Annotated in this window: 23 protein-coding genes and 1 tRNA gene; 12 read left to right on the forward strand and 12 right to left on the reverse strand. The window is 30.5% G+C overall.

What is annotated here, in order from left to right; genetic code table 11:
* Positions 1–10: 10 nt before the first annotated feature.
* Together IM532_RS04855 and IM532_RS04860 are read right to left on the reverse strand one after the other, a co-directional pair.
* Positions 11–1,063 carry an NAD(P)/FAD-dependent oxidoreductase gene (locus IM532_RS04855; protein WP_194182305.1) on the reverse strand — a complete coding sequence of 351 codons (1,053 nt, stop codon included), beginning with the start codon at positions 1,061–1,063 and terminating at the stop codon, positions 11–13.
* A 143-nt stretch (positions 1,064–1,206) separates the two neighbouring features.
* Positions 1,207–1,280 (reverse strand) — tRNA-Met (locus IM532_RS04860).
* Positions 1,281–1,739: 459 nt separating this feature from the next.
* On the opposite strand from IM532_RS04860, the gene IM532_RS04865 reads away from it, so the two are divergent.
* Positions 1,740–2,207, forward strand: coding sequence for a heme-binding domain-containing protein (locus IM532_RS04865; protein ID WP_194182306.1), 468 nt, complete (start codon positions 1,740–1,742; stop codon positions 2,205–2,207).
* Positions 2,208–2,242: 35 nt separating this feature from the next.
* Here the strand turns inward: IM532_RS04865 and IM532_RS04870 are convergent, their stop codons facing one another.
* A complete protein-coding gene (locus IM532_RS04870) occupies positions 2,243–2,794 on the reverse strand; it encodes a ferritin (RefSeq protein WP_194182307.1) in 552 nt (183 codons plus the stop codon).
* Between the two features lie 130 nt (positions 2,795–2,924).
* The gene (locus IM532_RS04875) at positions 2,925–4,106 is read right to left on the reverse strand and encodes a pyridoxal phosphate-dependent aminotransferase (protein ID WP_194182308.1); all 1,182 of its coding nucleotides are present in this window, start codon (positions 4,104–4,106) and stop codon (positions 2,925–2,927) included.
* A gap of 117 nt (positions 4,107–4,223) precedes the next feature.
* Between IM532_RS04875 and tpx the strand changes: the two genes are divergently transcribed.
* The gene (gene tpx / locus IM532_RS04880) at positions 4,224–4,727 is read left to right on the forward strand and encodes a thiol peroxidase (RefSeq protein WP_194182309.1); all 504 of its coding nucleotides are present in this window, start codon (positions 4,224–4,226) and stop codon (positions 4,725–4,727) included.
* Positions 4,728–4,801: 74 nt separating this feature from the next.
* On the opposite strand, the gene IM532_RS04885 is transcribed toward tpx, so the two are convergent.
* Both IM532_RS04885 and IM532_RS04890 read right to left on the reverse strand, forming a co-directional pair.
* The gene (locus IM532_RS04885; protein WP_194182310.1) at positions 4,802–5,692 is read right to left on the reverse strand and encodes a 3-hydroxybutyryl-CoA dehydrogenase; all 891 of its coding nucleotides are present in this window, start codon (positions 5,690–5,692) and stop codon (positions 4,802–4,804) included.
* Positions 5,693–5,710: 18 nt separating this feature from the next.
* Entirely contained in the window at positions 5,711–6,715 is a 1,005-nt protein-coding gene (locus IM532_RS04890) for a Gfo/Idh/MocA family protein (RefSeq protein WP_194182311.1), read from the reverse strand.
* A 73-nt stretch (positions 6,716–6,788) separates the two neighbouring features.
* On the opposite strand from IM532_RS04890, the gene IM532_RS04895 reads away from it, so the two are divergent.
* A complete protein-coding gene (locus IM532_RS04895) occupies positions 6,789–7,436 on the forward strand; it encodes a protein-L-isoaspartate(D-aspartate) O-methyltransferase (RefSeq protein WP_194182312.1) in 648 nt (215 codons plus the stop codon).
* Positions 7,437–7,490: 54 nt separating this feature from the next.
* Here the strand turns inward: IM532_RS04895 and IM532_RS04900 are convergent, their stop codons facing one another.
* The 4 genes from IM532_RS04900 to IM532_RS04915 form a co-directional block, all read right to left on the reverse strand.
* A complete protein-coding gene (locus IM532_RS04900) occupies positions 7,491–7,955 on the reverse strand; it encodes a PepSY-like domain-containing protein (RefSeq protein ID WP_194182313.1) in 465 nt (154 codons plus the stop codon).
* Positions 7,956–7,979: 24 nt separating this feature from the next.
* The gene (locus tag IM532_RS04905) at positions 7,980–8,408 is read right to left on the reverse strand and encodes a PepSY-like domain-containing protein (protein WP_194182314.1); all 429 of its coding nucleotides are present in this window, start codon (positions 8,406–8,408) and stop codon (positions 7,980–7,982) included.
* Positions 8,409–8,486: 78 nt separating this feature from the next.
* The gene (locus IM532_RS04910; RefSeq protein ID WP_194182315.1) at positions 8,487–9,761 is read right to left on the reverse strand and encodes a sensor histidine kinase; all 1,275 of its coding nucleotides are present in this window, start codon (positions 9,759–9,761) and stop codon (positions 8,487–8,489) included.
* Positions 9,762–10,433: a response regulator transcription factor gene (locus IM532_RS04915; RefSeq protein WP_194182316.1), complete on the reverse strand. Its 672-nt coding sequence runs from the start codon at positions 10,431–10,433 to the stop codon at positions 9,762–9,764.
* A gap of 153 nt (positions 10,434–10,586) precedes the next feature.
* Here IM532_RS04915 and IM532_RS04920 point away from each other — a divergent pair, with 153 nt between their 5' ends.
* The 4 genes from IM532_RS04920 to IM532_RS04935 all read left to right on the forward strand — a co-directional run bounded on the left by IM532_RS04920 (position 10,587) and on the right by IM532_RS04935 (position 14,657).
* Positions 10,587–11,537: a threonine aldolase family protein gene (locus IM532_RS04920; protein WP_194182348.1), complete on the forward strand. Its 951-nt coding sequence runs from the start codon at positions 10,587–10,589 to the stop codon at positions 11,535–11,537.
* An 85-nt stretch (positions 11,538–11,622) separates the two neighbouring features.
* A complete protein-coding gene (locus IM532_RS04925; RefSeq protein WP_194182317.1) occupies positions 11,623–12,765 on the forward strand; it encodes a DEAD/DEAH box helicase in 1,143 nt (380 codons plus the stop codon).
* An 80-nt stretch (positions 12,766–12,845) separates the two neighbouring features.
* Positions 12,846–14,054, forward strand: coding sequence for an acyltransferase family protein (locus tag IM532_RS04930; protein WP_194182318.1), 1,209 nt, complete (start codon positions 12,846–12,848; stop codon positions 14,052–14,054).
* A gap of 9 nt (positions 14,055–14,063) precedes the next feature.
* Positions 14,064–14,657: a hypothetical protein gene (locus tag IM532_RS04935; RefSeq protein WP_194182319.1), complete on the forward strand. Its 594-nt coding sequence runs from the start codon at positions 14,064–14,066 to the stop codon at positions 14,655–14,657.
* A gap of 42 nt (positions 14,658–14,699) precedes the next feature.
* Here IM532_RS04935 and IM532_RS04940 read toward each other — a convergent pair whose 3' ends face one another.
* Complete coding sequence (locus IM532_RS04940; RefSeq protein WP_194182320.1) at positions 14,700–15,134, reverse strand: OsmC family protein; 435 nt, start codon at positions 15,132–15,134, stop codon at positions 14,700–14,702.
* A 302-nt stretch (positions 15,135–15,436) separates the two neighbouring features.
* On the opposite strand from IM532_RS04940, the gene lepA reads away from it, so the two are divergent.
* Both lepA and IM532_RS04950 read left to right on the forward strand, forming a co-directional pair.
* Entirely contained in the window at positions 15,437–17,233 is a 1,797-nt protein-coding gene (lepA, locus tag IM532_RS04945; protein WP_194182321.1) for a translation elongation factor 4, read from the forward strand.
* A gap of 79 nt (positions 17,234–17,312) precedes the next feature.
* Complete coding sequence (locus tag IM532_RS04950) at positions 17,313–20,078, forward strand: T9SS type A sorting domain-containing protein (protein ID WP_194182322.1); 2,766 nt, start codon at positions 17,313–17,315, stop codon at positions 20,076–20,078.
* Position 20,079: 1 nt separating this feature from the next.
* Here the strand turns inward: IM532_RS04950 and IM532_RS04955 are convergent, their stop codons facing one another.
* A complete protein-coding gene (locus IM532_RS04955) occupies positions 20,080–20,685 on the reverse strand; it encodes a hypothetical protein (RefSeq protein WP_194182323.1) in 606 nt (201 codons plus the stop codon).
* 581 nt (positions 20,686–21,266) lie between these two features.
* Between IM532_RS04955 and IM532_RS04960 the strand changes: the two genes are divergently transcribed.
* The 3 genes from IM532_RS04960 to IM532_RS04970 all read left to right on the forward strand — a co-directional run bounded on the left by IM532_RS04960 (position 21,267) and on the right by IM532_RS04970 (position 24,635).
* A complete protein-coding gene (locus tag IM532_RS04960; RefSeq protein WP_194182324.1) occupies positions 21,267–22,805 on the forward strand; it encodes a serine hydrolase in 1,539 nt (512 codons plus the stop codon).
* 261 nt (positions 22,806–23,066) lie between these two features.
* Positions 23,067–23,957 (forward strand): DMT family transporter, encoded by an 891-nt coding sequence (locus IM532_RS04965; RefSeq protein ID WP_194182325.1) that lies wholly within the window; start codon positions 23,067–23,069, stop codon positions 23,955–23,957.
* Between the two features lie 45 nt (positions 23,958–24,002).
* Positions 24,003–24,635: a CatA-like O-acetyltransferase gene (locus IM532_RS04970; protein ID WP_194182326.1), complete on the forward strand. Its 633-nt coding sequence runs from the start codon at positions 24,003–24,005 to the stop codon at positions 24,633–24,635.
* The last annotated feature ends 156 nt before the right edge of the window (positions 24,636–24,791 follow it).

Raw genomic sequence — 24,791 nt, forward strand, 5'->3', positions numbered from 1 at the left:
TACTATTTAATTAATCAATCGCTTTTACTACTGCTTTTTCAGCTTCTTTACGTGTTCCATCAAAACCATCAACACCTGAAACTGTTGTATATTTTAATACAAACTTCTTTCCTGGGTTTAATTTGTTATAAACAGATTGACACATTAAAGTTGCTTCGTGAAATCCACATAAAATTAATTTTAATTTTCCTGGATATGTATTCACATCTCCAATTGCATAAATCCCTTCAATGTTAGTTTGATAATCTAATGCATTATCCACTTTAATCGCATTTTTCTCAATCTCTAATCCCCAATTTGCTATAGGTCCTAGTTTTGGTGATAAACCAAATAATGGAATAAAATAATCAGTAGCTAAGTCAAAAGTTTCTCCTTCTTTCTCTACCACAATTGCTTCTACATGTCCATCACCTTTAATCCCAACAACCTCTGCTGGCGTTACTAAATTGATTTTTCCTTGTTTTTTTAATTCAATCACTTTATCCACAGAATCTAATGCTCCACGGAACTCGTTACGACGGTGGATTAAAGTCACTTCAGCAGCAACTTCTGCTAAGAAAATTGACCAATCTAATGCTGAATCTCCTCCTCCTGCAATAACAATTTTTTTGTCTCGGAATTGTTCAGGATTTTTCACAAAGTATTCTACTCCTTTTTCTTCATAAGAAGCAATATTCTCAATAAGCGGCTTACGAGGTTCAAAAGATCCTAACCCACCAGCAATAGCTACAGCTTTACCATGAACTTGGGTACCCTTATTCGTTGTTACGATAAAAGTTCCATCTTCTTGTTTATCTATAGTCATAGCTTGCTCAGCTAAAGTAAATCCTGGTTCAAATTGTTTAATTTGCTCCATTAAATTATCCACTAACTCTCCAGCACCAACTGAAGGATATCCCGGAATGTCGAAAATAGGTTTTTTTGGATACAACTCTGCTAATTGTCCTCCTGGTTGAGGCAAAGCATCAATAATATGACATCTTAATTTTAATAAACCTGCTTCGAACACAGCGAATAACCCTGTTGGTCCAGCACCGATAATAATTATATCTGTTTGAATCATTTTGTTTAAAACTTATTTAGAATATTACTAAATTGATTGCAAATTTAGTGAAATTGAACTATTTAAATGATGATTATCGTCAGAAGACTGTTAATATTTCATCAAAAAAAAAGCAGATTCATTATGAATCTGCTTTGAGTTTGTAGCGAAGAGCAGAATCGAACTGCCGACCTCAGGGTTATGAATCCTGCGCTCTAACCATCTGAGCTACCTCGCCTTGTTTGTTTTTATTGGTGCAAATATAAGGGCATAATTCGGACTATACCAAATGTTTTTTCAAATATTTTTTACATTTTTTGGCTTAAATAAGCTAATTAATTGATGTTCATTAAAATAAATTTTAAAATAATTTTTATTTCTTTTCGCCTCGTATGAAACTTATGATCATTTTACCAAGTTTCAATCCTAAAATCACGATCGAAATGAAAAGTATCAATTCAAAAAATAGTAAAAAATAGACTTCTTTCGATGAATTTTCTAATTCAGAAGATTGATTAAATCCTTCAAAAATCAATTTCAACATCAAAAAAATAAGAGAAAACATTAAAGCGATAATCTCAAAAGCGAGTTTAATTATTTTTTTCCATCTATAGAAAGATAATAATTATCCATCATAAAATAGTATCTCTACATCATCATATCCCTTAAATTTGCAACTCCTAAAATCGAGGAAAGAATGAAGAAGATTTTAATTGTAATTTTTGGAGTATTTATTTTGATGCAATTGATTCGAATTGATCGAAGCCATCTAACTATTGATAAAGGAAAAGATTTTGCATCGAATGAAATAATTCCTACCGATGTAAGAGCGATTGTAAAACGTTCGTGCTACGATTGCCATTCGTTCGAAACAAATTATCCTTGGTACGCGAATGTCTCTCCTGTTTCTTGGTGGATTAAAGGCCACATTAATGAGGGAAGAAAGTTTATTAATTTCTCTATTTGGGAAACTTATGCAAACGAAGAAAAATCGAGAAAACTATTAAATAGCTTGGCCTATATCAAACCTGATATGATGCCTTTACCAAGTTATATTTCCCAACATCCAGAGGCAAAATTATCTGTGGAGGATAAAAAGATTTTAAATGAATGGATGATGGAAGAGGCAAAACGATTAGACCCTAATTTAGAAAAAGAAGAATAAATAAAAAAACCTCAGAATTTCTGAGGTTTTTTTATTTATTCTTGTAAAGGATTTACATCATCTGCTATCGGAAAATGCTGTTCAGTATTTCCTATTAATTTATTAATTTCAAACTTACCTGTAGCAGTTATTTGGTGTCCTCCGGCTAATTTTACTTTATCTAATAAAGATAATGCCAATTTTTCCTCTTCACGTTGTTCAGTTACTAACCATTGCATAAAGTTCCAAGTAGCCCAATCTTTTTCTTCAAAACTCATGTTTACGATACGATAAATCGCTTCAGTATTTTCAATTTCTTGTTTCAATACTGCTTCAAAACATTCCACGATATTCATCGGTTCAGGTCCTGGTTTAGGAATTGCTTCAATTTTAACAGTACCTCCGCGTTCTTGTATATATTCAATAATTTTAGCCATGTGCACTCGTTCTTCATACGAATGTTTCATCATAAAACTATTAATGCCATCCAATTGGTTTTCATCTGCCCAACAAGCCAACATTAAATACATTTGAGCAGAATAGGCTTCTAAAGTAACTTGATCATTCAACGCTTCTTGTAAGGAATCTGAAATTCTTTGTGTTTTCATATAATTGTTTATTTGGTTTATATTGATTATCGAAATAATAATACCAAAATCATTTTCAGAATGTTAAATAAAAATAAAGCCTCGAACTTTCGTTCGAGGCTTTAATATAAATATGTTGAAAAACTATTTTTTACGATAATGCATTTTTGATACGTGTCATTGCTTCTTGTAATTCTTCTACAGAAGCTGCGTAAGAAATACGAATACATTCTTTTGATCCAAAAGCTGAACCTGATACAATTGCTACTTGTGCATATTCTAAAATATATAATGCTAAATCGTCTGCATTATTAATTGTAACGCCATTGTATGTTTTTCCAAACGTTTCAGAAACATCTGGAAATAAATAAAACGCTCCTTTAGGTTCGTTCACTTTAAATCCTGGAATTTCTTTTGCCCATCCAATCATTAATTCACGACGTTCTGCAAATGCATCAATCATATATTTCACAGAAGAAGGATCAGCTTCTAAAGCTGTAATTGCTGCACGTTGTGCGATTGCATTTGTACCAGAAGTTACTTGTCCTTGTAACGTCTCGCATGCTTTTGCTAACCAAGCTGGTCCACCAATAAATCCAATTCTCCAACCTGTCATTGCAAAAGCTTTTGCTAATCCATTTACAGTTACAGTTTGGTTATATACTTCAGGAAAAGATGCAATACTAACATTTTTTTCACCGTAAACAATATGCTCATAAATTTCGTCTGAGATGATAATTACATTTGGATGTTTAGCCAATACAGTTGCTAAATCCTGTAATTCTGCTTTCGTATAAACTGATCCAGAAGGGTTACATGGAGAAGAATAAATAATTGCCTTAGTTTTATCTGTTATAGCAGCTTCTAATTGCGCTGGCGTAATTTTAAAATCATTTTCTAATGTTGCCTCTACAAAAATTGGTGTTCCTCCAGATAATTCTACAATATCAGAATATGAAACCCAATAAGGAGTTGGTATAATAACCTCATCACCATCATCTACAATAGCTTGTAAAACATTATAAATCGATTGCTTAGCACCTGTAGAAACTACAATTTGGTTTTGAGCATACTCAATATTATTATCACGTTTAAATTTGGTAATAATCGCATCTTTTAATTCTGGATAACCACCAATTGGCGTGTAAGCTGTATAATTTTCGTCTAAAGCTTTTTTAGCTGCATCTTTGATAAAATCAGGAGTGTTAAAATCAGGCTCTCCGATACTTAAACTAATAATATCTAATCCTTGGGCTTTTAATTCTCTTGCCTTTGTAGACATTGCAATCGTAGCTGAAGGTTTTAAATTTTGTAGACGCTTTGAAAGTTGCATAATATTTGTGAATTATTTGTTTGTGTAAAATCTAATCTTACATGCGAAGATAATTTATTCTCATCAGAATTTACTTAAATTTATCACGATTTAAATACATAATAAAATCAACAAAATATGGCTACAATTACATTTAAAGGGAATCCTATCCAAACAAACGGAAACTTACCAGCAATTGAAACAAAAGCACCTGATTTCAATTTAACTGCTACTGATTTATCAGAAAAAAAATTAAAAGATTATGCAGGAAAAAATATTGTTTTAAATATTTTCCCAAGTGTGGATACAGGAGTTTGTGCAGAATCGGTACGAAAATTCAATACAGAATTATCATCTGTAGAAAACACAGTTGTACTATGTATTTCGAAAGATTTACCATTTGCATTTAGCCGTTTTTGTGCTGCAGAAGGTTTAGAAAATGTTATCTCATTATCTGCATTTAAAGATGCAACTTTTGACGATGCATATGGTGTTAAAATGACTGAAGGTCCTTTAGCAGGTTTATTAAGTCGTGCAGTGGTCGTGATCGATACAGAAGGATATGTAGTTTATACAGAACAAGTGCCTGAAATTGCACAAGAACCATCTTATGAAACTGCATTAGCAACAATCAAAGGATAAAATTTTAATTTAAAGTTTTTGATAAAAAAAAGTCATCCAAAATGGATGACCTTTTTTTTTGATTATAAATTGAATTATTTTGCAAATTGACGAGCTAATTTTTCTGCTTTCTTTGATGCAGAGTAATCATAAAATCCTTCTCCCGACTTTATTCCTTTCTTTCCAGCTGTCACCATATTAACTAATAGTGGACACGGTGCATATTTTGGATTTTTAAATCCATCATATAAAACCTCTAAAATAGAAAGACATACATCCAACCCTATAAAATCTGCTAATTGTAAAGGTCCCATTGGATGAGCCATTCCTAATTTCATTACTTGATCTATTTCTTCTACTCCAGCAACACCTTCATATAAAGTATAAATCGCTTCGTTGATCATTGGCATTAAGATTCTATTTGCCACAAAACCTGGATAATCATTCACTTCTACCGGAATTTTATCCAATTTCTTAGACATATCCATAATAGCTGCTGTGACCTCATCTGACGTACTGTATCCACGGATAATCTCCACTAACTTCATCATCGGAACAGGATTCATAAAATGCATTCCAATTACTTGTTCTGGTCTATTTGTTACAGAAGCTATTTTAGTAATAGAAATTGATGAAGTATTTGTAGCCAATACTGCATGAGAGGGTGCTGCAGCATCTATTTGTTGAAAGATTTTTAATTTTAAATCTAAATTTTCAGTTGCAGCTTCTACAACTAAGTCAGCTTCTTTAGCACCTTCTTCAACATTTAAAAATGTCGAAATATTTCCTAAAGTAGTCGCTTTATCCTCTGCAGTAATTTTCTCTTTCGCAATCATACGATCAAGGTTACCTGCAATGGTAGCTAAACCTTTGTCTAAACTAGTTTGGGCTACATCGACTAAATTAACTTTAAATCCGGATTGTGCAAATACATGAGCAATTCCATTCCCCATTGTCCCTGCACCAATAACAGTAATATTTTTCATTTTTTTTGTGGTGTTTATTTATTCTTTTTCTATGTTCTGATTTTTAATTACTTCTTGCGATTTTTCGAAATAAGAAATAATTTCTAAAGCTACTTTTAATGCATTGCGACCGTCTTCTAACGAAACTTTGATAGGTAAATTTTGTTCGATTGAATCTGCAAATGATTCTAGTTCATCTAAAATAGCATTATTCGGTAAAACATCTGGATGTTCAAAACATATTTCTCTGCGGTCTCCTTTATCATTTTCCCAAATCATTGCATATTCATTAGGATCTTCAGGTGCTTTGTGCATTTTAATAATCTCCGTTTTCTTTTCTAAGAAATCTATTGAGATATAAGCATCTCGTTGAAAAACACGCATCTTACGCATATTTTTCATTGACATACGAGATGTAGATACATTAACCACACAACCATTTTCAAACTCAATTCGTGCATTTGATATATCTGGTGTATGAGAAATAACTGAAACTCCTGATGAGTGTATTGACTTAATTTCTGATTTTACAATTGATAAAATCACATCTAAATCATGAATCATTAAATCTAAAACAACTGGAACATCTGTACCTCTTGGGTTAAATTCTGCTAAACGATGTGTTTCGATAAATAATGGTTCTTCAATATGTGGTAATGCAGCAGTAAATGCAGGATTGAATCGTTCTACATGTCCTACTTGTGCCTTAAGCCCTTTTGCATTCGACAATTCTATTAATGAATTGGCTTCCTCTAATGTATTTGTAATCGGTTTCTCAACAAAGAAATGTTTTCCTTTTTCAATTGCTTTTACCGCTACTTCGTAATGAGACAATGTAGGAGTTACAATATCCACAACATCTACTGCATCCATCAACTCGTCCATTGAGTGGAAAAATTTGTAACCAAATTCAGCTTCCACTTTTTTTCCATTCTCTTCGAATGAATCAAAGAAACCTACTAATTCGTATTTTTCAGATTGGTTTAATAACTTTAAATGTATTTTACCTAGGTGACCTGCACCAATTACGCCTACTTTTAACATTTTGTGTAGAATTTGCCGATAAAATTAATGAGAATATGTTGTATTTAACGCATTTTTGTAAAAATTTTGGAAGATGTCAATAGACGATTTTAAAAGTAAAGGAAGAAGAAAAATGCTTGTAGATTCTCTGAGAACCAAGGGAATTGAAAATGAACAAGTATTGCAAGCCATAAATAGTATTCCACGCCATTTGTTTTTAGATAGCGCTTTTTCAGAGTTTGCTTATAAAGACGAAGCATTTCCTATTGCTGCTGGACAAACTATTTCGCATCCATATACAGTAGCTTTCCAAACCCAATTGTTGGATGTGCAACCCAAAGAAAAAGTTTTAGAGATTGGAACTGGAAGTGGTTATCAAACCTCTGTATTAGTTGCTTTAGGCGCAGAAGTTTTTACTATTGAACGCCAGAAAGAATTATTTGATTTTTCTAAAATAATTTTACGTAATATTAGGTTCGTACCTCGTTACCAAACTTATGGCGATGGATATAAAGGTTTACCTACATATGCGCCTTTTGATAAAATTTTGGTTACTGCAGGTGCTCCTGAAATTCCGAAAGAACTATTAAAACAATTAAAAATTGGTGGAATTATGGTAATTCCGGTTGGTGAAAATTCCCAAAAAATGATGACAATAATACGTTTGGATGAAGATAATTTTGAAATGTATGAATTTGGCGATTTTCAATTTGTCCCAATGTTAGAACGGCGTGATAAATAATAAAAAAATCCAACTTAAATTTAAGTTGGATTTTTATTATAATCTATATTTTTTTTAAGGTTTAATACGAAGAAAATTTCCATTCGTATCAAAAATTAAATCTATATCATTTACTAATTCAACATCAAATCCTGCTACAGTTTTATCAATTGAATTAATTCCTTGCGCGGGATAATTTGTTTCAATATAATTTACAATGTTAGGAAGTATAAAACTTGTAGGTAAAGATGCATAACTAGGAGCGTCTACCTCTATCCAATTACCAGCTTGGTCTAAGTCAATTTCAACACCATTAGATAATTTGACTTCATACATTGTACCATCAGCTTTTGCAGGATTGTACTTTTCCACGACTGAAATTGTTGTACCTGGAAAATGAGTAGTGATGAATAATTGACCTTCGTTGGGTAGCGTATTGGCTTCTACGATTGTTGTATTATTATCATCATCAGTATTACAAGCTGCTGTTGTAAATCCAATAAAAGCAAATAAACTTAATCCTAAAAATAGTTTTTTCATTTCGTAATTTTCTTGGTTAAAAAATTAATCATCAATTCTTGTGAATTGACCTTTCGAATTAAATTCTAAATCCAATCCATTCGTTAATTCAACTTCGTATTTAAATCTTTTCTTTTCAATTTTTTTGATTTTAGCATTTGGAAAACTTTTCTTTACATAATTTGAAATTGACTTTGGAACAAATCCCATCGGAATAGCATTTCTTTTTCCGTCTATTTCTTTCCATGCTCCATCTCCATCAAATTCAATTTTCGTCCCGTTATTTAAGATTACTTCATAATCTTTAGAAAAGTAATCATCATCCATAATTACAGCACTTACATGCTTTGCACCAAAATAAGAAGTAATAAAATTTTGACTAGCTTGTGGTAATTGATTAAAACGAATAACTTGATCTTGTGCAAAGATCATAACTGACATCGTGATGAATAATAAACTAAATATTTTTTTCATGATTGTTGATTTTTTTAATTTGATAGGACAAATTTCTAACTTGAATTAGGAAAGATTTAGGAAAAATTATTTAAATTTTTATTTTATTAAAATAAATTGATGATAAGGCGCTTGATAACGATAATCTAATTTTAAATTCATTTGATTTTTTAAAATTGTATCTACAATAGATAGTCCTAAACCTGTACTTCCATCTGAATTTCCTTGCTTATAAAATCGATTAAAAATTACATTTTCATTTAGCTCACCATGATTACTCGTATTGGCTATAATTATATGATCCGCTTCGATTTTTACTTGAATAGATTTCTGTTCATTATTATGCTTCACTGCATTTCGGATTAAATTTGAAATTAAAATCCGAGCCAAATCAGAATTGTAATTAATTATAAAATCCTGATTTATATTTGTTTCAACATTAATTTCTGCATCCTCAAAAAATGGTTCATAATCCTCTACAATTTCTTGTATTAAAGATTTAAAATTTATTGGTGATTGATTCGCATAATGTTGATTTTCGATGCGAGATAACATTAATAAAGATTTATTTAAATTAACCATTCGCCACAACGAATTTTTAGTCTCAGCTAACTGTACATAATCTTTTTCATTTAATTCTGATTGATCTAACATTAGATCTATTTTATTAATGGCAATAGCTAAAGGCGTTTGTAACTCATGTGATGCGTTTTCTATAAACAAACGTTGATCAGTAAATACTTTTTCGTTACGATCAATCATCGAAGAAATCTCATTTTGTAAAACATAAAACTCTGTTACATTCGTTTCTATCTGTTCAATTTTTTTTGACTGCCCAAAACGATAATTTTGTAATTGTGTCATAATCTTATCAAACGGTCTAAAAGCTTTATCTAAGCCAAAATGATTAATCAATAAAATACTAACTAAAATAATAATGTATAAAAAGATTAAGGCAATTGTTAGATCATAAATCAAATCATCTTCTTCTACTGTAGAGGTTCTAATTTCCAGTGAATATTCCTTTCCGTCTTGACCATAGAATCCAGTTCTTAAAACACGATAAGGCTCTTCTTCCCCATCATATGGCATAAAAACCATCTCATTTGTTAACCGATTTGCTTCATTATACTCTAAATGAGAAACAGGTAAAATACGATATTGAGCTAATCCAAATTCATTCGTTTTAACGATTTCTGGATTTACATAAGATTCACGAATTATTTCAATTTTCTGATTTTTAAGTCCATCATCAACATTATCGTAAACCTCATCTAAAATCATAGAATGAAAAAGCAATGCCCAAATTGTTAGCACTGCCAATAAAGAAATTGTAAGGTATCTAAACGTATAATTTTTTAAAGAAGTCTTCATCTAAATTAATTTATATCCTACTCCATAAACAGCTTGCAAATCAGCATCAGCATTAGCGTCCTTTAATTTTTTTCGAATATTTTTAATTTGAGAATAAATAAAATCTAAATTATCTGCCATCTCAATATGATCGCCCCAAACACTCTCTGCTAATGTTGTTTTTTGAAAAACTCGTTCTGGCCTAAGCATAAAATAATAAATTAAATCATACTCCTTTCGATTTAATTTTATATCTACACCATTTACTAAAAATCGACGATCTTCAGGAAAAATTGATAAATTTTTAAATGTAATTTTTTCCTCTCCATGTTGTTGATTCTTTCGCATTGCAACTTTTATACGCGCCCACAATTCTGCAAAATGAAATGGTTTGGCTAAATAATCGTCTGCTCCGACTAATAAACCTTCCACTTTATCGTCCACTGAATCTTTTGCTGAAAGGATAATTACAGAAGCTTTTTTCTGCATTTTTTTTAACTCTCTCAATAAAGACATTCCATCTCCATCTGGCAACATCATATCCAATAAAATACAATCGTAATCAAATGAAATAATTTTATCTAAACCTTCTGCGAAATTACTTGCTGTTTCAACAATTAATTTCTCATTTTCCAAAAACTGAACAATAGTTTGCTGTAATTGGATTTCATCTTCTACGACTAATATTTTCATGAATAATTAATTTATTTCAAAGTTACTTTTGAAAATAGGAATAATTTAGGAAAAGCGTAATTTTAACGTATCAAATAAATAACAATTTTGAAAAAATATAGTTTTAAAAACGATTACAGTGAAGGAGCTCATCCATTAATCCTTCAAAGATTAATGGAAACAAATTTGCAACAAACAGTCGGATATGGAGAAGATGAATTTTGTAATGAAGCAAGAGATTTAATCAAAACTTATTTACAAAAAGATTCTGCTATACATTTTGTTTCAGGAGGAACACAAGCCAATTTAATTGTAATTTCATCGATTCTAAAACCACACGAATCTGTAATTGCAGTAGAATCTGGTCATATTGCGGTACATGAAACTGGTGCTATTGAAGCTACGGGACATAAGGTAAATACGGTTCCCACAACAGATGGAAAAATTACCTTAGAAGAAATTCAAAATATTTTAACACTCCACACAGATGAACATATGGTGAAACCTAAATTGGTTTATATCTCCAATTCGACCGAAGTGGGAAGTGTTTACACCAAAGCGGAATTAACGGTTATTTATGATTTTTGTCAAGAAAATAATTTATACTTATTTGTAGATGGTGCACGTTTAGGCTCTGCTTTAACTTCTTCTAAATGTGATTTAACCTTAGAAGATTTAGCGAATTTAACGGACATTTTTTATATCGGAGGAACTAAAAATGGTGCATTAATCGGTGAAGCTATTATTATAAATAATTCAAAATTAAATGAGGATTTCCGTTATCATATTAAGCAAAAAGGTGGAATGCTAGCCAAAGGAAGATTAATAGGAATCCAATTTGCAGAAATGTTCAAAAATGATTTATTCTTTGAAATGGGAAAACATGCCAATGCAATGGCTAAAAAATTAGCAGAAGGAATTGCTGGAGAAGGCTACAATTTTTTAACTGTTCCTTCTTCAAATCAAATTTTTCCAATTTTATTTAACTACGAAATTGAACGATTACAAGAACATTTTGATTTTTTTATCTGGCAAAAAATGGATGAAGAAAAATCAGCTATTCGATTAGTGACTTCTTGGGCAACACCAGAAGAACAAGTAGATCATTTTTTGAAACAATTATAAAATTAATCCTCCAAATCGTGGAGGATTTTTTAATTTTAAAACAAATACTATTTAAAAGTTTTACCTTTGTACTTTAAATATTTTTATGTCATTCGAACAATTAGGATTATCTCCATATATAGCTAAGTCAATTTCAAAATTAGGATTCTTAAAACCTTTCGAAATTCAGGAACAAACCATTCCTCATATTTTAAAAGGAAAAGATGTAATGGGAATTGCAAAAACAGGTTCGGGTAAAACTTTATGTTTTGTAGCGCCATTGTTACAAAAAATGCAGCATGCTTCATACGAAAAATCTCGTGCGATAAAAGCTTTAATTTTAGTTCCGACTCGTGAATTAGCAGTTCAGATCGAAGAAACTTTTGTAGGATTACAAGATGCATTACGTCGCGAAGTAAAGACACAAGCAGTTTACGGAGGAACATCAATTAATCCTCAAATGAAAAATTTATATGGAACAGAAATCTTAATTGCCACACCTGGACGTTTATTAGATTTATTGGATCACAATGCTTTTTCAATGGATCAATTGGAGTATTTAGTGATTGATGAAGCAGATAAAATGTTCCAATTAGGTTTTGGAGAAGAAATGGAGCGAATTTTAAAAGTAGTTCCAGCTAAAAAGCAATCAATTTTATTTTCGGCAACTTTAAATGAGAAAGTAGATGAAATTAAAGCAACTTTAAAAATTAATCCAATCGTTGTTGAAGTTAAAAAACAAGACATCGATATTGAAGCAATTGAGCAAGTAGCTTATCATGTAACTGCTGAAAACAAAGGTCCTTTTTTACGTTATTTAATCAAAACTGAAAATATTCAGCAAGTCTTAATTTTTGTTTCTTCTACACGTACTGCTGATAATTTAGTGGAAAAATTAAAAAAGAATAATATTGATGCGTTAGCGGTGCATAGTAAAAAATCGCAAGGAGCTCGTATGGATAATTTAGAAGATTTTAAATTAGGAGATGTACAAGTTTTGGTGGCTACAGATTTAATTGGTCGTGGGATCCACATCGAAGGTCTTCCTTATGTAATTAATTACGAATTACCTCGTTCGCCTTTAGATTATGTTCACCGTATTGGTCGTACAGGTCGTGCAAATCAAACCGGAAAAGCTATCAGCTTAATTACGGAAGAAGATTTACACCACTTTAAAGTAATCCAAAAGAAAATGGGTAAAAAAGTTGAAGTCGAATCGACAGAAGAAGTTAATCTTCACGGATATTAAATTCATTTAACGAATATATTTTCAAAATCCACGCAAGTTATTTGTGTGGATTTTTTATTTTTAAACATTATTGATATCAAATGAAACCACCACGCTATTATTCCCTTGATGTATTTCGAGGTGCAACCGTTGCTTTAATGATTTTGGTCAACAATCCTGGAACTTGGTCAGCGATGTTTGCTCCATTACAACATGCCCATTGGCACGGATGCACACCCACTGATTTAGTTTTTCCTTTCTTTTTATTTGCGGTTGGAAATGCGATGGCTTTCGTGATTCCTCGATTCAAGAAACAACCTCAACAAGAATTCTGGAAAAAAGTAATCAAAAGAACAATCATCATTTTCGGAATTGGTTTATTCATCAATTGGTTTCCGTTTGTTAAATGGGAGAATGACGAAATCATTTTTAAAGCGTGGCAAGATTCACCGGAAAGTGGTATCCGCATTATGGGCGTTTTACAACGTATTGCAATCGCATATTTCTTTGCATCAGTCATTGCTTTTTATTTTAAAGAAAAAATGGTCTTATGGATTGCGGGTGGAATCTTAGTCGGCTATTGGATTCTTACCAAATTTTTAGGTGGAACAGATCCTTATTCGATTGAAGGATTTATCGGAACATCAATCGATACTCAAATTTTAGGTTTAGCCCATATTTATAAAGGCGAATCGATTCCTTTCGATCCCGAAGGTTTATACAGTACAATCAATGCGATTCCGCAAGTTTTATTGGGTTATTTGGCTGGTATTTTCATCAATAAACAAGGCAATGTAAAATGGTTAAGCAAAGCTTTACCCGAATCCAATCAGCCGAATTATCGCTTAGTCTCAGGTTTATTTGTTTTGGGAACAATTGCTTTAGTTATCGGTTATTTTTGGCAATTAGAGTTTCCGTACAATAAAAAGATTTGGAGCAGTTCGTATGTCATTCACACCACAGGATTATCACTCGTTACGATTGCAACCATGATTTGGTTCATCGAAATTTTGAACATCAAAAATGGTGTAATGAAATTTTTTGATGTCTTTGGTAAAAACCCATTATTCATTTTTGCATTCAGTGGTTTATTTCCTCGTTTATTGGGATTAATTCGCATAGAAAATGGATTAAATGAAGAGGGTCTAATCAAATATATTTCTCCATTAGGATGGTTCTACGAAACTGTTTGTGCTAAAATTCCGGTAATTCCCGAAGTTGGATCTTTTGTTTATTCTCTTATCTTTTTAGGCTTCTTTTGGGCTTTAGCTTATTATTTAGATCAGAAGAAAATTTACATTAAAGTTTAAACACTATTTATGAAGAATTTTATTTTAGGATTATTTACTCTTTTCCTTTTCACATCCTGCGAACAACCAAAAGAAATTTTACATCTAAAGGTAAATCCAGAGAAAGTAATCAAAGCTGTTTTTCCACCTAATCATTTAGACTATCAAATTGCACCAACGTGTGATAATTTAACGAATAAATTTGATGATTTAGATTCCGAAATTGTTTTGATTCAAGAGGAAGAATTCAACTCGATTATTGAGCGTTTAAATGATTTAAAACCGTCAAAAGAAAGCAATGATTGTTCAAGTGATTTTAGCTTTTTTGTAGGAGAGGATAAATATTGTTCGTGTATTTATGATGAACATTTCATTACCAAAAATGAACAATTATTTGAAATATCCGATACATTATTATTTGATCTCAAAACAGCTTTGACTTATTATAATTCCAGACCAAAAGAAAATTTAAAATACGATCCTTTGATTCAAAAATTTGGTTTACCTAAAAATTATAAGTTTCAGCGTGCAGGAAAAACATCTATCATTTATGATGAAAATCATAATCCTATCGATGAATTTATACCTTTAGAAATGCGATTGGTTACTTTGAGTACAAGATAAAACAGAAACTCCTTACAAGTAAAAGTGTAAGGAGTTTCTGTTTTATTTTATAATTACATCATATTCTACTTTAGCCCCTGCTCTACGCAAAGTTTCTAAAACTGAACAATATTTCTCAATAGATAATTCGGCTGCACGTTCTGCTTTTGCGTGATCAAAATTTCCACTTAAATGGTATTCAATTCTCACTTTTTCCCAAACGGCTGGTGTTTTATCTTTTTCTCGCTCACCGTAAACTTTTATTCTTAGCTCATCAAATTCTTGTCGCTGTTTATCCAATATCATCACAATATCAATTCCACTACAGGCTCCACAAGCCATTAATAAACTTACCATAGGACCTACAGATTTACCTTTAGATTCTTGGGCTGTTTCATGATTTTCACGATCTGCTTTAAAGGTTAATACGTTTCCATTAAAATCATCTGCAACAAATGTATCACTTGCTTTGTGGTATAAAATATCGATTTCCGTCATAAGAATATGTTTTATCTGCAATTTAAGAAATTCAGAAGAAATTCACTCAATAGGATACCGTCAAATTCTTACAACTATAATAGATTTATGTGTTTATATGTTCATTTGCAAAAGGTGAAAATATATTTTTATAAACATCATTATCTTTAACAACTTTCTTAATTCATTAAAAAAATAACACTTATAGTTATTTGCTTTGTACTTATGTGAAAAAATGCTTTAGAAATAAACTTTAGAATATTTAATAAAATACTTGTACTCTGAAAGGAAAAGATTATTTTTGCATATTCTACAAATTGAATATGAAGAACATCCGTAATTTCTGTATTATCGCCCATATTGACCATGGTAAAAGTACCTTGGCCGATCGTTTATTGCAAGTAACTAACACGATTACAGACCGTGAGTTACAAAATCAAACCTTAGACGATATGGATTTGGAACGCGAGCGTGGTATCACAATCAAATCTCATGCTATCCAAATGGAATATGAAAAAGATGGTGAAAAATATATATTAAACTTAATTGACACTCCGGGTCACGTTGACTTTTCTTACGAGGTTTCTCGTTCGATTGCAGCTTGTGAAGGAGCTTTGTTAATTGTTGATGCTGCGCAAAGTATCCAAGCTCAAACTATTTCTAACTTATATTTAGCGTTAGAAAATGATTTAGAGATTATCCCAGTTTTAAATAAAATCGATTTACCTTCTGCTAACCCAGAAGAGGTAACTGATGATATCGTTGATTTATTAGGTTGTGCACCTGAAGACGTTTTACGTTGTTCTGGAAAAACAGGTGAAGGTGTATTAGAATTATTACACACGATTATTGATAAAGTTCCGCCTCCTGTAGGTGATCCTGATGCTCCATTACAAGCCTTAATTTTTGACTCTGTTTATAATCCATTCCGTGGAATTGAAGCTTTCTATAAAGTAATCAATGGTGAAATTAACAAAGGTGATCAAGTAAAATTCATGGCCACTAATAAAAAATATGGCGCTGATGAAATTGGAACGCTTAAGTTAAACCAAGTTGAAAAGAAAACAATTAAAACTGGAGATGTAGGTTATATTATTTCTGGGATTAAGGACGCTTCTGAAGTAAAAGTTGGTGATACGATTACATTAGTAGATAATCCTGCTGCCGAAGCTATTGATGGGTTTGAAGAAGTAAAACCAATGGTATTTGCTGGGATTTATCCAGTAGATACGGAAGATTATGAAGATTTACGTGCTTCTATTGAGAAGTTACGTTTAAATGATGCTTCATTAACCTTTGAGGCTGAATCTTCTGCTGCTTTAGGTTTTGGTTTCCGTTGTGGATTCTTAGGAATGTTACACTTAGAAATTGTTCAAGAGCGTTTAGAGCGTGAGTTTAACATGACTGTAATTACAACTGTACCTAACGTTTCTTACGAAGCCTACTTAGAGAAAGATGTCAACAAAATGATTCCGGTTCATAATCCATCAGAATTACCTGATCCTTCAGGATTAAATCGTGTGGAAGAGCCTTACATTCGTGCGGCAATCATTACAAAATCTGAGTTTGTTGGACCTGTAATGAGTTTATGTATTGAGAAACGTGGTGAATTACAATCTCAAAATTATTTAACACAGCACCGTGTTGAAATGATTTTCAACATGCCTTTAGCTGAAGTTGTATTTGACTTTTACGATCGTTTAAAGTCAATTTCTAAAGGATATGCATCTTTCGATTATGCTCCTTCAGGCATGAAAGCTTCGAAATTAGTAAAAGTAGATATCATGATTCACGGAGAGATTGTAGATGCTTTATCTGCTTTAATCCACGTAGATAATGCGTACAACATTGGTAAGAAAATGTGTGCAAAATTACGTGAGTTAATCCCTCGTCAACAATTCGATATTCCGATCCAAGCTGCGATTGGTGCGAAGATTATTGCACGTGAAACCATTAAAGCATTGCGTAAAGATGTAACTGCTAAATGTTATGGTGGAGATATTTCTCGTAAACGTAAGTTATTAGAAAAACAAAAAGCTGGTAAGAAGAAAATGCGCCAAATTGGACGTGTAGAGGTTCCACAATCTGCCTTCTTAGCGGTATTAAAATTAAACGACTAAGTTTTATTTTATATAAATTACTTAAAGCCACTCATTTGAGTGGCTTTTTTTATTATTTTTGATTCTTAAAACATTATAAATGAATAAAACTCTACTCTTTGTATTGCTTTCCCTTACAGCTTATGGACAAGACAGTTCTAAATTAAATTTTATCGACTTAAATTCCACAAGAAGTAGCAATCCACAATCCTTTATAACTTTCAATAATGAAACGTTTTTACATGCGGACAATGGATATCAAGGAAGACATCTGTGGAAAATAGATAAATCAACTAATCAAATTGATATTGTTAAACATAGTCTTTTTAATGAATATGAGCATATTAATGAGGAAACTAAATTATTTGATATAAATAATTCAGTATTTTGGTACCAAGATTTATTAAATAGTGGAGGTTTATATAAATTAACTAATGGTCAAACAGAATTATTAAAAATTCTCCCTACAGAAATCCAAGAAATTTATAAGAAAAATAATAAAGTATATTTTACTACAGGAAGTTTCAAGTTTAATACGCCTTATCAATTATGGGAGACTGATGGCAATACGGTTTCTGAAATAATATTACCTATTAATAATATATCGACTCATATAAATTTTGATAATAGTGTATCTAATTATATATATTTAACTTTCAATTCAAATAATAATACATCATTTTGGGCATATAATATATCTACCAAAAGATTTACTCAGCTATCTTCTATAATATCAAATAATACTTCTCGAGAAAATATATTATTGAATGATAAAATTTATATTTCAGAATATACCCCTCAAACTGGTTTCGAATTATATGAAATTAATGGTGAAAAAAAATCATTAATTAAAGACCTTATACCAGGATTTCAGAGTGGCATTTATGATAAATTAATTGGAGCTGCCACTAATAACGAATTTTATTTTATTGGTTTAGATAAAAATTATAAAGTAATTATTTATAAATCGGATGGTACTAATTCTGGCACTAATGTTTTTTACGATTTTGAAAATAATTATTCTTATAACTCCGATAATACATATAAATTCATAACGATAGATAAGGGTATTGCTTTCACGGTTAAAGAAGGTAATAAAACAGATTTATGGAAAATAGTAAATGGTACAACTAGTTTATTAACATCTGATAATGGCAATGAAATTCAATTATTAGAAGATAATTTTGTTGTTATTGGTACCAAATTATATCAAATAAATCCTACTTCACTAACTCAAATTTTACCTCAATATCAGTTTACAGAATTAAATAATTTTTATTTTGATGAGAACTCTATTTATTTTGCTGCATCAACAAGAGAAAAAGGTTCAGAACCATATCGTTTAAATAAAACTACATTACAATTGGAACCTATCGAAGAAATTAATTATCTAGGTTCAAGTCATGTAAGTGATTTTATGATATCAGCAAATAAATTATATTTTCACGGAAATCATACAAAAAATAAATACGAGAATAATTCTTTACAAAAATTAATTTCGGATAAAGAAATTTATCCAAGTTTCAATCATTATACAGATAAGTTTTCTAATTATATAACAACTGATAAGGGATTAATTTTTACTAGTAAATATGATTTACATATAATTAATAGTAATGGAGAAATAAAAAGTTTAATTGCAGATACACAATCTATTTCTATAGATACCCCTTTAAGCAAAATCAATAACACTGTATTTTTCTTGGGCGTGGATAGTTATTCAAATGGCAACTATAATAAATATGTCTATAAAACGGATGGAAGTATTGATTCAACAGTTAAAATTTCCAATATTCCTGTCGAATTTGAGCATGAATATTCTCAAGGTGTAATCAATAATCATCTATATTATATCGTAAAAGAAGATTATAACATTGCAAAAATGTATAAAACTAATGGTGAAATAAATCAATTAGTTTATACTTTTCCTTCCAACATCATCAACCCAAAAATTATAGGTGTTTTACAGCATCAATTAATCCTAGATATTTATAATGATTTAAATTATAAACATGAAGTTTATTTATCAGATGGAAATAATTTAGGTAAAATTTTACCCGATTTCACCACAAATTATTCTAGCATAGATAAGGTTTTTTTAGAAGATACTAAAATAACAGCCGTTAGTGCAGGTCAAATTGTACAATACGACAGCGAAATGCAAACATCTAAAAAACTATATGCAACTTCTAATGAATTTCAAGGAATTAATAATTTAATAAAATGTGGGAATCTATATTATGCTACCCGATATCAAAGTGATTACGTTTTTTATATTGATTTTAATTCTTCTATCGAGAATCATAAACTTGGATATCCAATAACCCCAAAAATTGAATGCTATAAAGGAAATGCATTTGTTATGCGATATATTGATAATTATTCTAATTATGATAATAACGATATAATAATTGATGCTATTAAAGGAAAAGATCACCAACAAATATATTTTATACCAAACGATTTTTCAGCTAATAAACTTGAATGGAAGCAAAAGGATTTTTCTATTTTTGATGACAAAATTTTTATTGCAGCAGAGAATCCAAAATATGGTCAAGAGTTAATGTACGGAGATATTAATCAACTGACATTAGATGTAAATGATATTACAACACCTTCATCTACAAAAAATAATTTAAATATATATCCTAACCCCGCATCAAATTATTTTAGTGTGCAATCTAAAGAAAAAATTGAAAAAATAACTCTTTATAATGTACTAGGGGAAACTGTATATTCTATTCAAAATAATAGATTAAATGATTCAAAATTTATTTTAGACAATAGAATTCCAGATGGAGTTTATTTTATAGAAATTAAAAGTAAGACAAAATCAGAATCAAAAAAAATAATCATTAAAAAATAAATTATAAGTCACTCCATTCGAGTGGCTTTTTTAATCTATTTTTAAATGTTTCTAAAAAATTAATTGGACAATTTAAATTATTTTGAAAATCAAATTCACTATTATATTTATTTTTTAATTCAATTACGTAGTAATTTGAATTATTATTTATATCTCCTATATCTTTATTTATACTACTAAAAATCATTAAATCATTTTTAATTTTTTCATTATATGGAAATTCAGCTCTTTGATAATTTAAATATTCTATTAAGTCTTTAAAAAAATAGGATTGAGATTGTTTTAAATCAACACCATTATCTTTGTAAAAATTATCTTTATTTTTAAATATTTGAAAATATCTATATATAATATCATTTATATTTTCATCATATCCCTCAAAAATATTTGGTATTTTTTCTTCCATATCAAGATGTACTTTTTTTATAGATGCATTTTTTTTGTCTAAATATTTTTTAAAATCTAGATATGATTGTTTAATAGACTCATCATAATAGCCTAAATAATTTAAAACTTTAATATATTCTGATTCCCAATTTGGATAATCGTTATTGTTGAAATGATAAAATAATGAATTGTATAATTCATTTAAATCTAAGGATTTCAAATGACCATAACTTGAATTTATTCCAAAACCATAAATATTTGAATATAATGGTTTATTCTCTTCAATATTTATAAACGTTTTTAAATTATTTGATTGAAATTTATAATGCTGTACAAGAGAGTCAAGTAAATGATAAAATATTTTGATATTTGATTCATATTTAAATTCTTTATCTTTTATTTCTTTATCTATTTGATCATTAATTATTTTCTTTTGAAATTCATTTGCTTTAAATTGAATATAAAATGCTAAGAAAGTTAATATAGAACCCGTTATTCAAATTATTGGATTTAGTATACCCCCAATACTATCTCCTATCTCATTAGGCGAAAGTTTTTTATTACTGTCATTATAATTCTGTGGAAATTTAAATAATAAATTATTATACGAATAATAATTGTATATATATCGATGAGTAAATCAACATCAATACTGATATTATTATCAAAAGTATAGTCCAAAAATCTAGTCTTATTTTATTTGTATTTTTCATAAACTCTTCTAATAACATAAAAGTAAATAAAATCACTTTTATTTTAATAAATATATTTTTTTTAACTTCGTTTCAATTCAGAATACCAATGAAAAATATACTATTTACAACAATTACGTTAGCTTCTACGATTGCTTTCGCACAAAATATTTCGAATCAAAAAATTGATCAAGTTGCAGAAAATGCCATGAAAGCTTTTGACGTTCCTGGAATGGCTGTTGCAGTTATTAAAGATGGTGCAATCGTACACTCTAAAGGATACGGTGTAAAATCAATTTTAACAGGAGAAAAAGTTGAATCTTCAACCAACTTCGGAATCGCATCAAATTCAAAAGCATTCACTGCTACTACTTTAGCCATTTTAGTGGATGAAGGAAAAATTAAATGGGATGATAAAGTCATTCAACATATTCCTGAATTCAAAATGTACAACAACTATGTAACGAAAGAATTTACGATTCGTGATTTATTGACACACCGCAGTGGATTAGGTTTAGGCGCTGGCGATTTAATGGTTTGGCCTGATGGACACAATTTTACACCAAAAGATATTATCAACAATATTCAATTCTTAAAACCTGTTTCAGATTTCCGTTCGAAATACGATTACGATAATTTATTGTATATAATTGCTGGTGAGGTCATCGAAAGAGTTTCTGGTCAATCGTGGACTGATTTTGTTACAAAACGATTATTAGAACCTATTGGAATGACAAATTCTGCTGCCAATTGGCATTTGGTAAAAGACAAAAAGAATGCGATTGCGCCACATGTACCGATTGATGGAAAATTAGAAGTAATCGATCGTTACACAAATACTATTTTTGATGCCGCAGCAGGAATTTATTCGAATGTAGATGATGTTGCCAAATGGTTACAATTCAATTTAGATAAAGGAAAAGTGAACGGGAAACAAATTATTTCTGAAAAACAAATGAAAGAAATGATTACGCCTCAAACGTTGCAAAAAGTTGGCACTACAACTCCATACAATTCATTATTCAAAGCGTATGGATTAGGATGGCAATTACAAGATTTTAATGGAAAATTAGAAGTTTCGCACACCGGAGGATTGGAAGGAATCGTAACGCAAACGATTTTTTATCCTCAATTGAATTTAGGAATTGTGGTCTTAACGAACCAACAAGCGGGTGTTGCGTTTAATTCGGTTTCAAATACGATCAAAGATTTTTATTTAGGAAATCCTGAAAAAGATTGGGTTCAAACCTATGACCAATTAATGAAATCTCGTGTTGCTGAAGCGGATGGTATTACAGATGAAGTTTGGAAAACAGTTGAAGCGAATCAAAAAAATAGGAAATTAAAAATTGATACCAAATCATTAGTCGGAACATACAAAGACAACTGGTTTGGTGATGTAGAAATTTACGAGAAAAAAGGAAAGTTAATTTTCGAATCGAAACGTTCACCTCAATTAACGGGAGAAATGTTTTTTTATAAAGACAATACGTATGCGGTAAAATGGAACAACCGTTACTTCCACGCTGATGCATTTGTTTTTGCTGAAATGAAAGACGGTAAATTAGCTGGATTTAAAATGAAAGCCATTTCACCAATGACCGATTTTAGCTACGACTTCCACGATTTAGATTTTACGAAAAAATAAATATCAAACTGAACTTATTTCAGTTTCTCATCATTAGTAGATGTTATCCTGAAATAAATTCAAGATAACTAATCTAATAAATTTTAACATTGTATCGAGAACTAAGATGAATTTTCGTCTAATTTATCGATACAATTTCTCTTTCTATCAAAAAGAAAATTACTCGAAATGACGAATTGTTAAGCTGAACTCGTTTCAGCTTCTCATCATAAATAGATGTGATCCTGAAATAAATTAAGGATGACTAATTTTCACATAACTATGAAATTTAAAGGTTACGCACTGGGATTGCTTTCGTCCATATCGTATGGATTAATTCCCTTATTTATTTTACCCATCAAGCAAGCTAATTTTTCGTTAGATAAAACCTTATTCTATCGCTTTTTATTTTCGGCTTTAATTGTTGGAGTATATTTACTCATTAAACGAGAAAATATTAAAATAGAGATCAAACAAATTCCAATATTAATTGTTTTAGGAATTTTATACGGAATATCTGCTGATGCACTTTTCTTGGGCTATGATTATTTATCTGCCGGAATTGCATCCACCCTTCTGTTTGTTTATCCTTTAATCGTTGCCGTTATAATGGCCATCTTATTTAAAGAAAAAATCTCTAAATCAACCATTTTAGCCATTGGTTTTGTTTTAGCGGGTATTTTTATGCTAAGTTTTAAAGATGGAACTTTTGAATTTAATCCAATTGGGTTAGGCATTATTTTCATTAGCGCATTGGCCTATTCATCCTTTATCATCATTGTAAATAAATCCAGTGCACAAAGGATCAAAGGTTTTCCGATGAGTTTCTATTCCTTTTTATTTACGACCATTTATTACGGCATAAAATTGTGGTTTAAAAAAGAATCATTCACTCTTCCTTCAATAGATTTAGCATATAATTTCTTCACGTTTGCATTCGTAACTACGGTTATTTCAAGCATTGCATTAATCTATGCCATCAAAGAAATTGGTTCGACAGCAACATCTATTTTAGGTGCTTCGGAACCTGTTGTTGCCGTAGGAGTCAGTGTCATTTTATTTGGTGAAAACTTTTCGTTGAGTTTAGCCATAGGAATCTCTCTTATTATATTTGGAGTTATCCTGAATGTTATTGGTGATCAATTAGAAAAAAGAAAACTGCTGAAAACATAATATCAAAACCTTCTTATTCCGATGAGAAGGTTTTATTTTTGTGCGATGAAACGAAAATTTAATCCGGAAGGTTGGAACCGAAAAGAGCATTTTGAACTTTTTTCGAGAATGGATAATCCTTATGTTGGTGTGGTTGCAGAAGTCGATTGTACAAAAGCTTATCAATTTACGAAAGCTAATAAACAATCATTTTTTGCGACGTATTTATTTTGTTCGATGCAAGCTGAAAACAGTGTGGAAGAATTCAAATATCGTTTAGAAGATAGTGAGATTTTTATCTACGATCATATTGATTGTGGAACAACCATCGGACGAAAAGACGGAACGTTTGGATTTGCTTTTATTCCTTATTCGGTCGATTTTGAAACGTTCAACATTAAATTACAGCAAGAGATTAATGAGGTGGAAAAATGTGTTGGATTACACATTAAAAATGAAGAATTAACTTTAGGATTAAATCGTCATTCGACTTTTCCTTGGTCGAGATTTACGGGATTAGTGCAACCATCGAATTATGGAACAGAAGAATCGATTCCACGAATTATTTTCGGAAAAGCATATCAACAAGGCGACAAAATGATGATGCCTGTTTCGGTAGAGGCCAATCACGGTTTTGTGGATGGTTTACATTTAGCAAATTACTTAGCGAATTTTGAGAAAGAATTGAGTAAGTTTTAAAAGAATAATATAAAAACTCTTAGACAAGTTCTAAATGTCAAGCTGAATTTATTTCAGCTTCTCATCATACTTAATAGAATGTGATTCTGACCACGAAGTAGCAGCGAAGCTAAACGAGTTAAGAATGACAAAACCCGAATTTCAAAGTATGAAATT

The organism is Faecalibacter rhinopitheci (assembly GCF_015234135.1).
GTDB lineage: Bacteria > Bacteroidota > Bacteroidia > Flavobacteriales > Weeksellaceae > Empedobacter > Empedobacter rhinopitheci.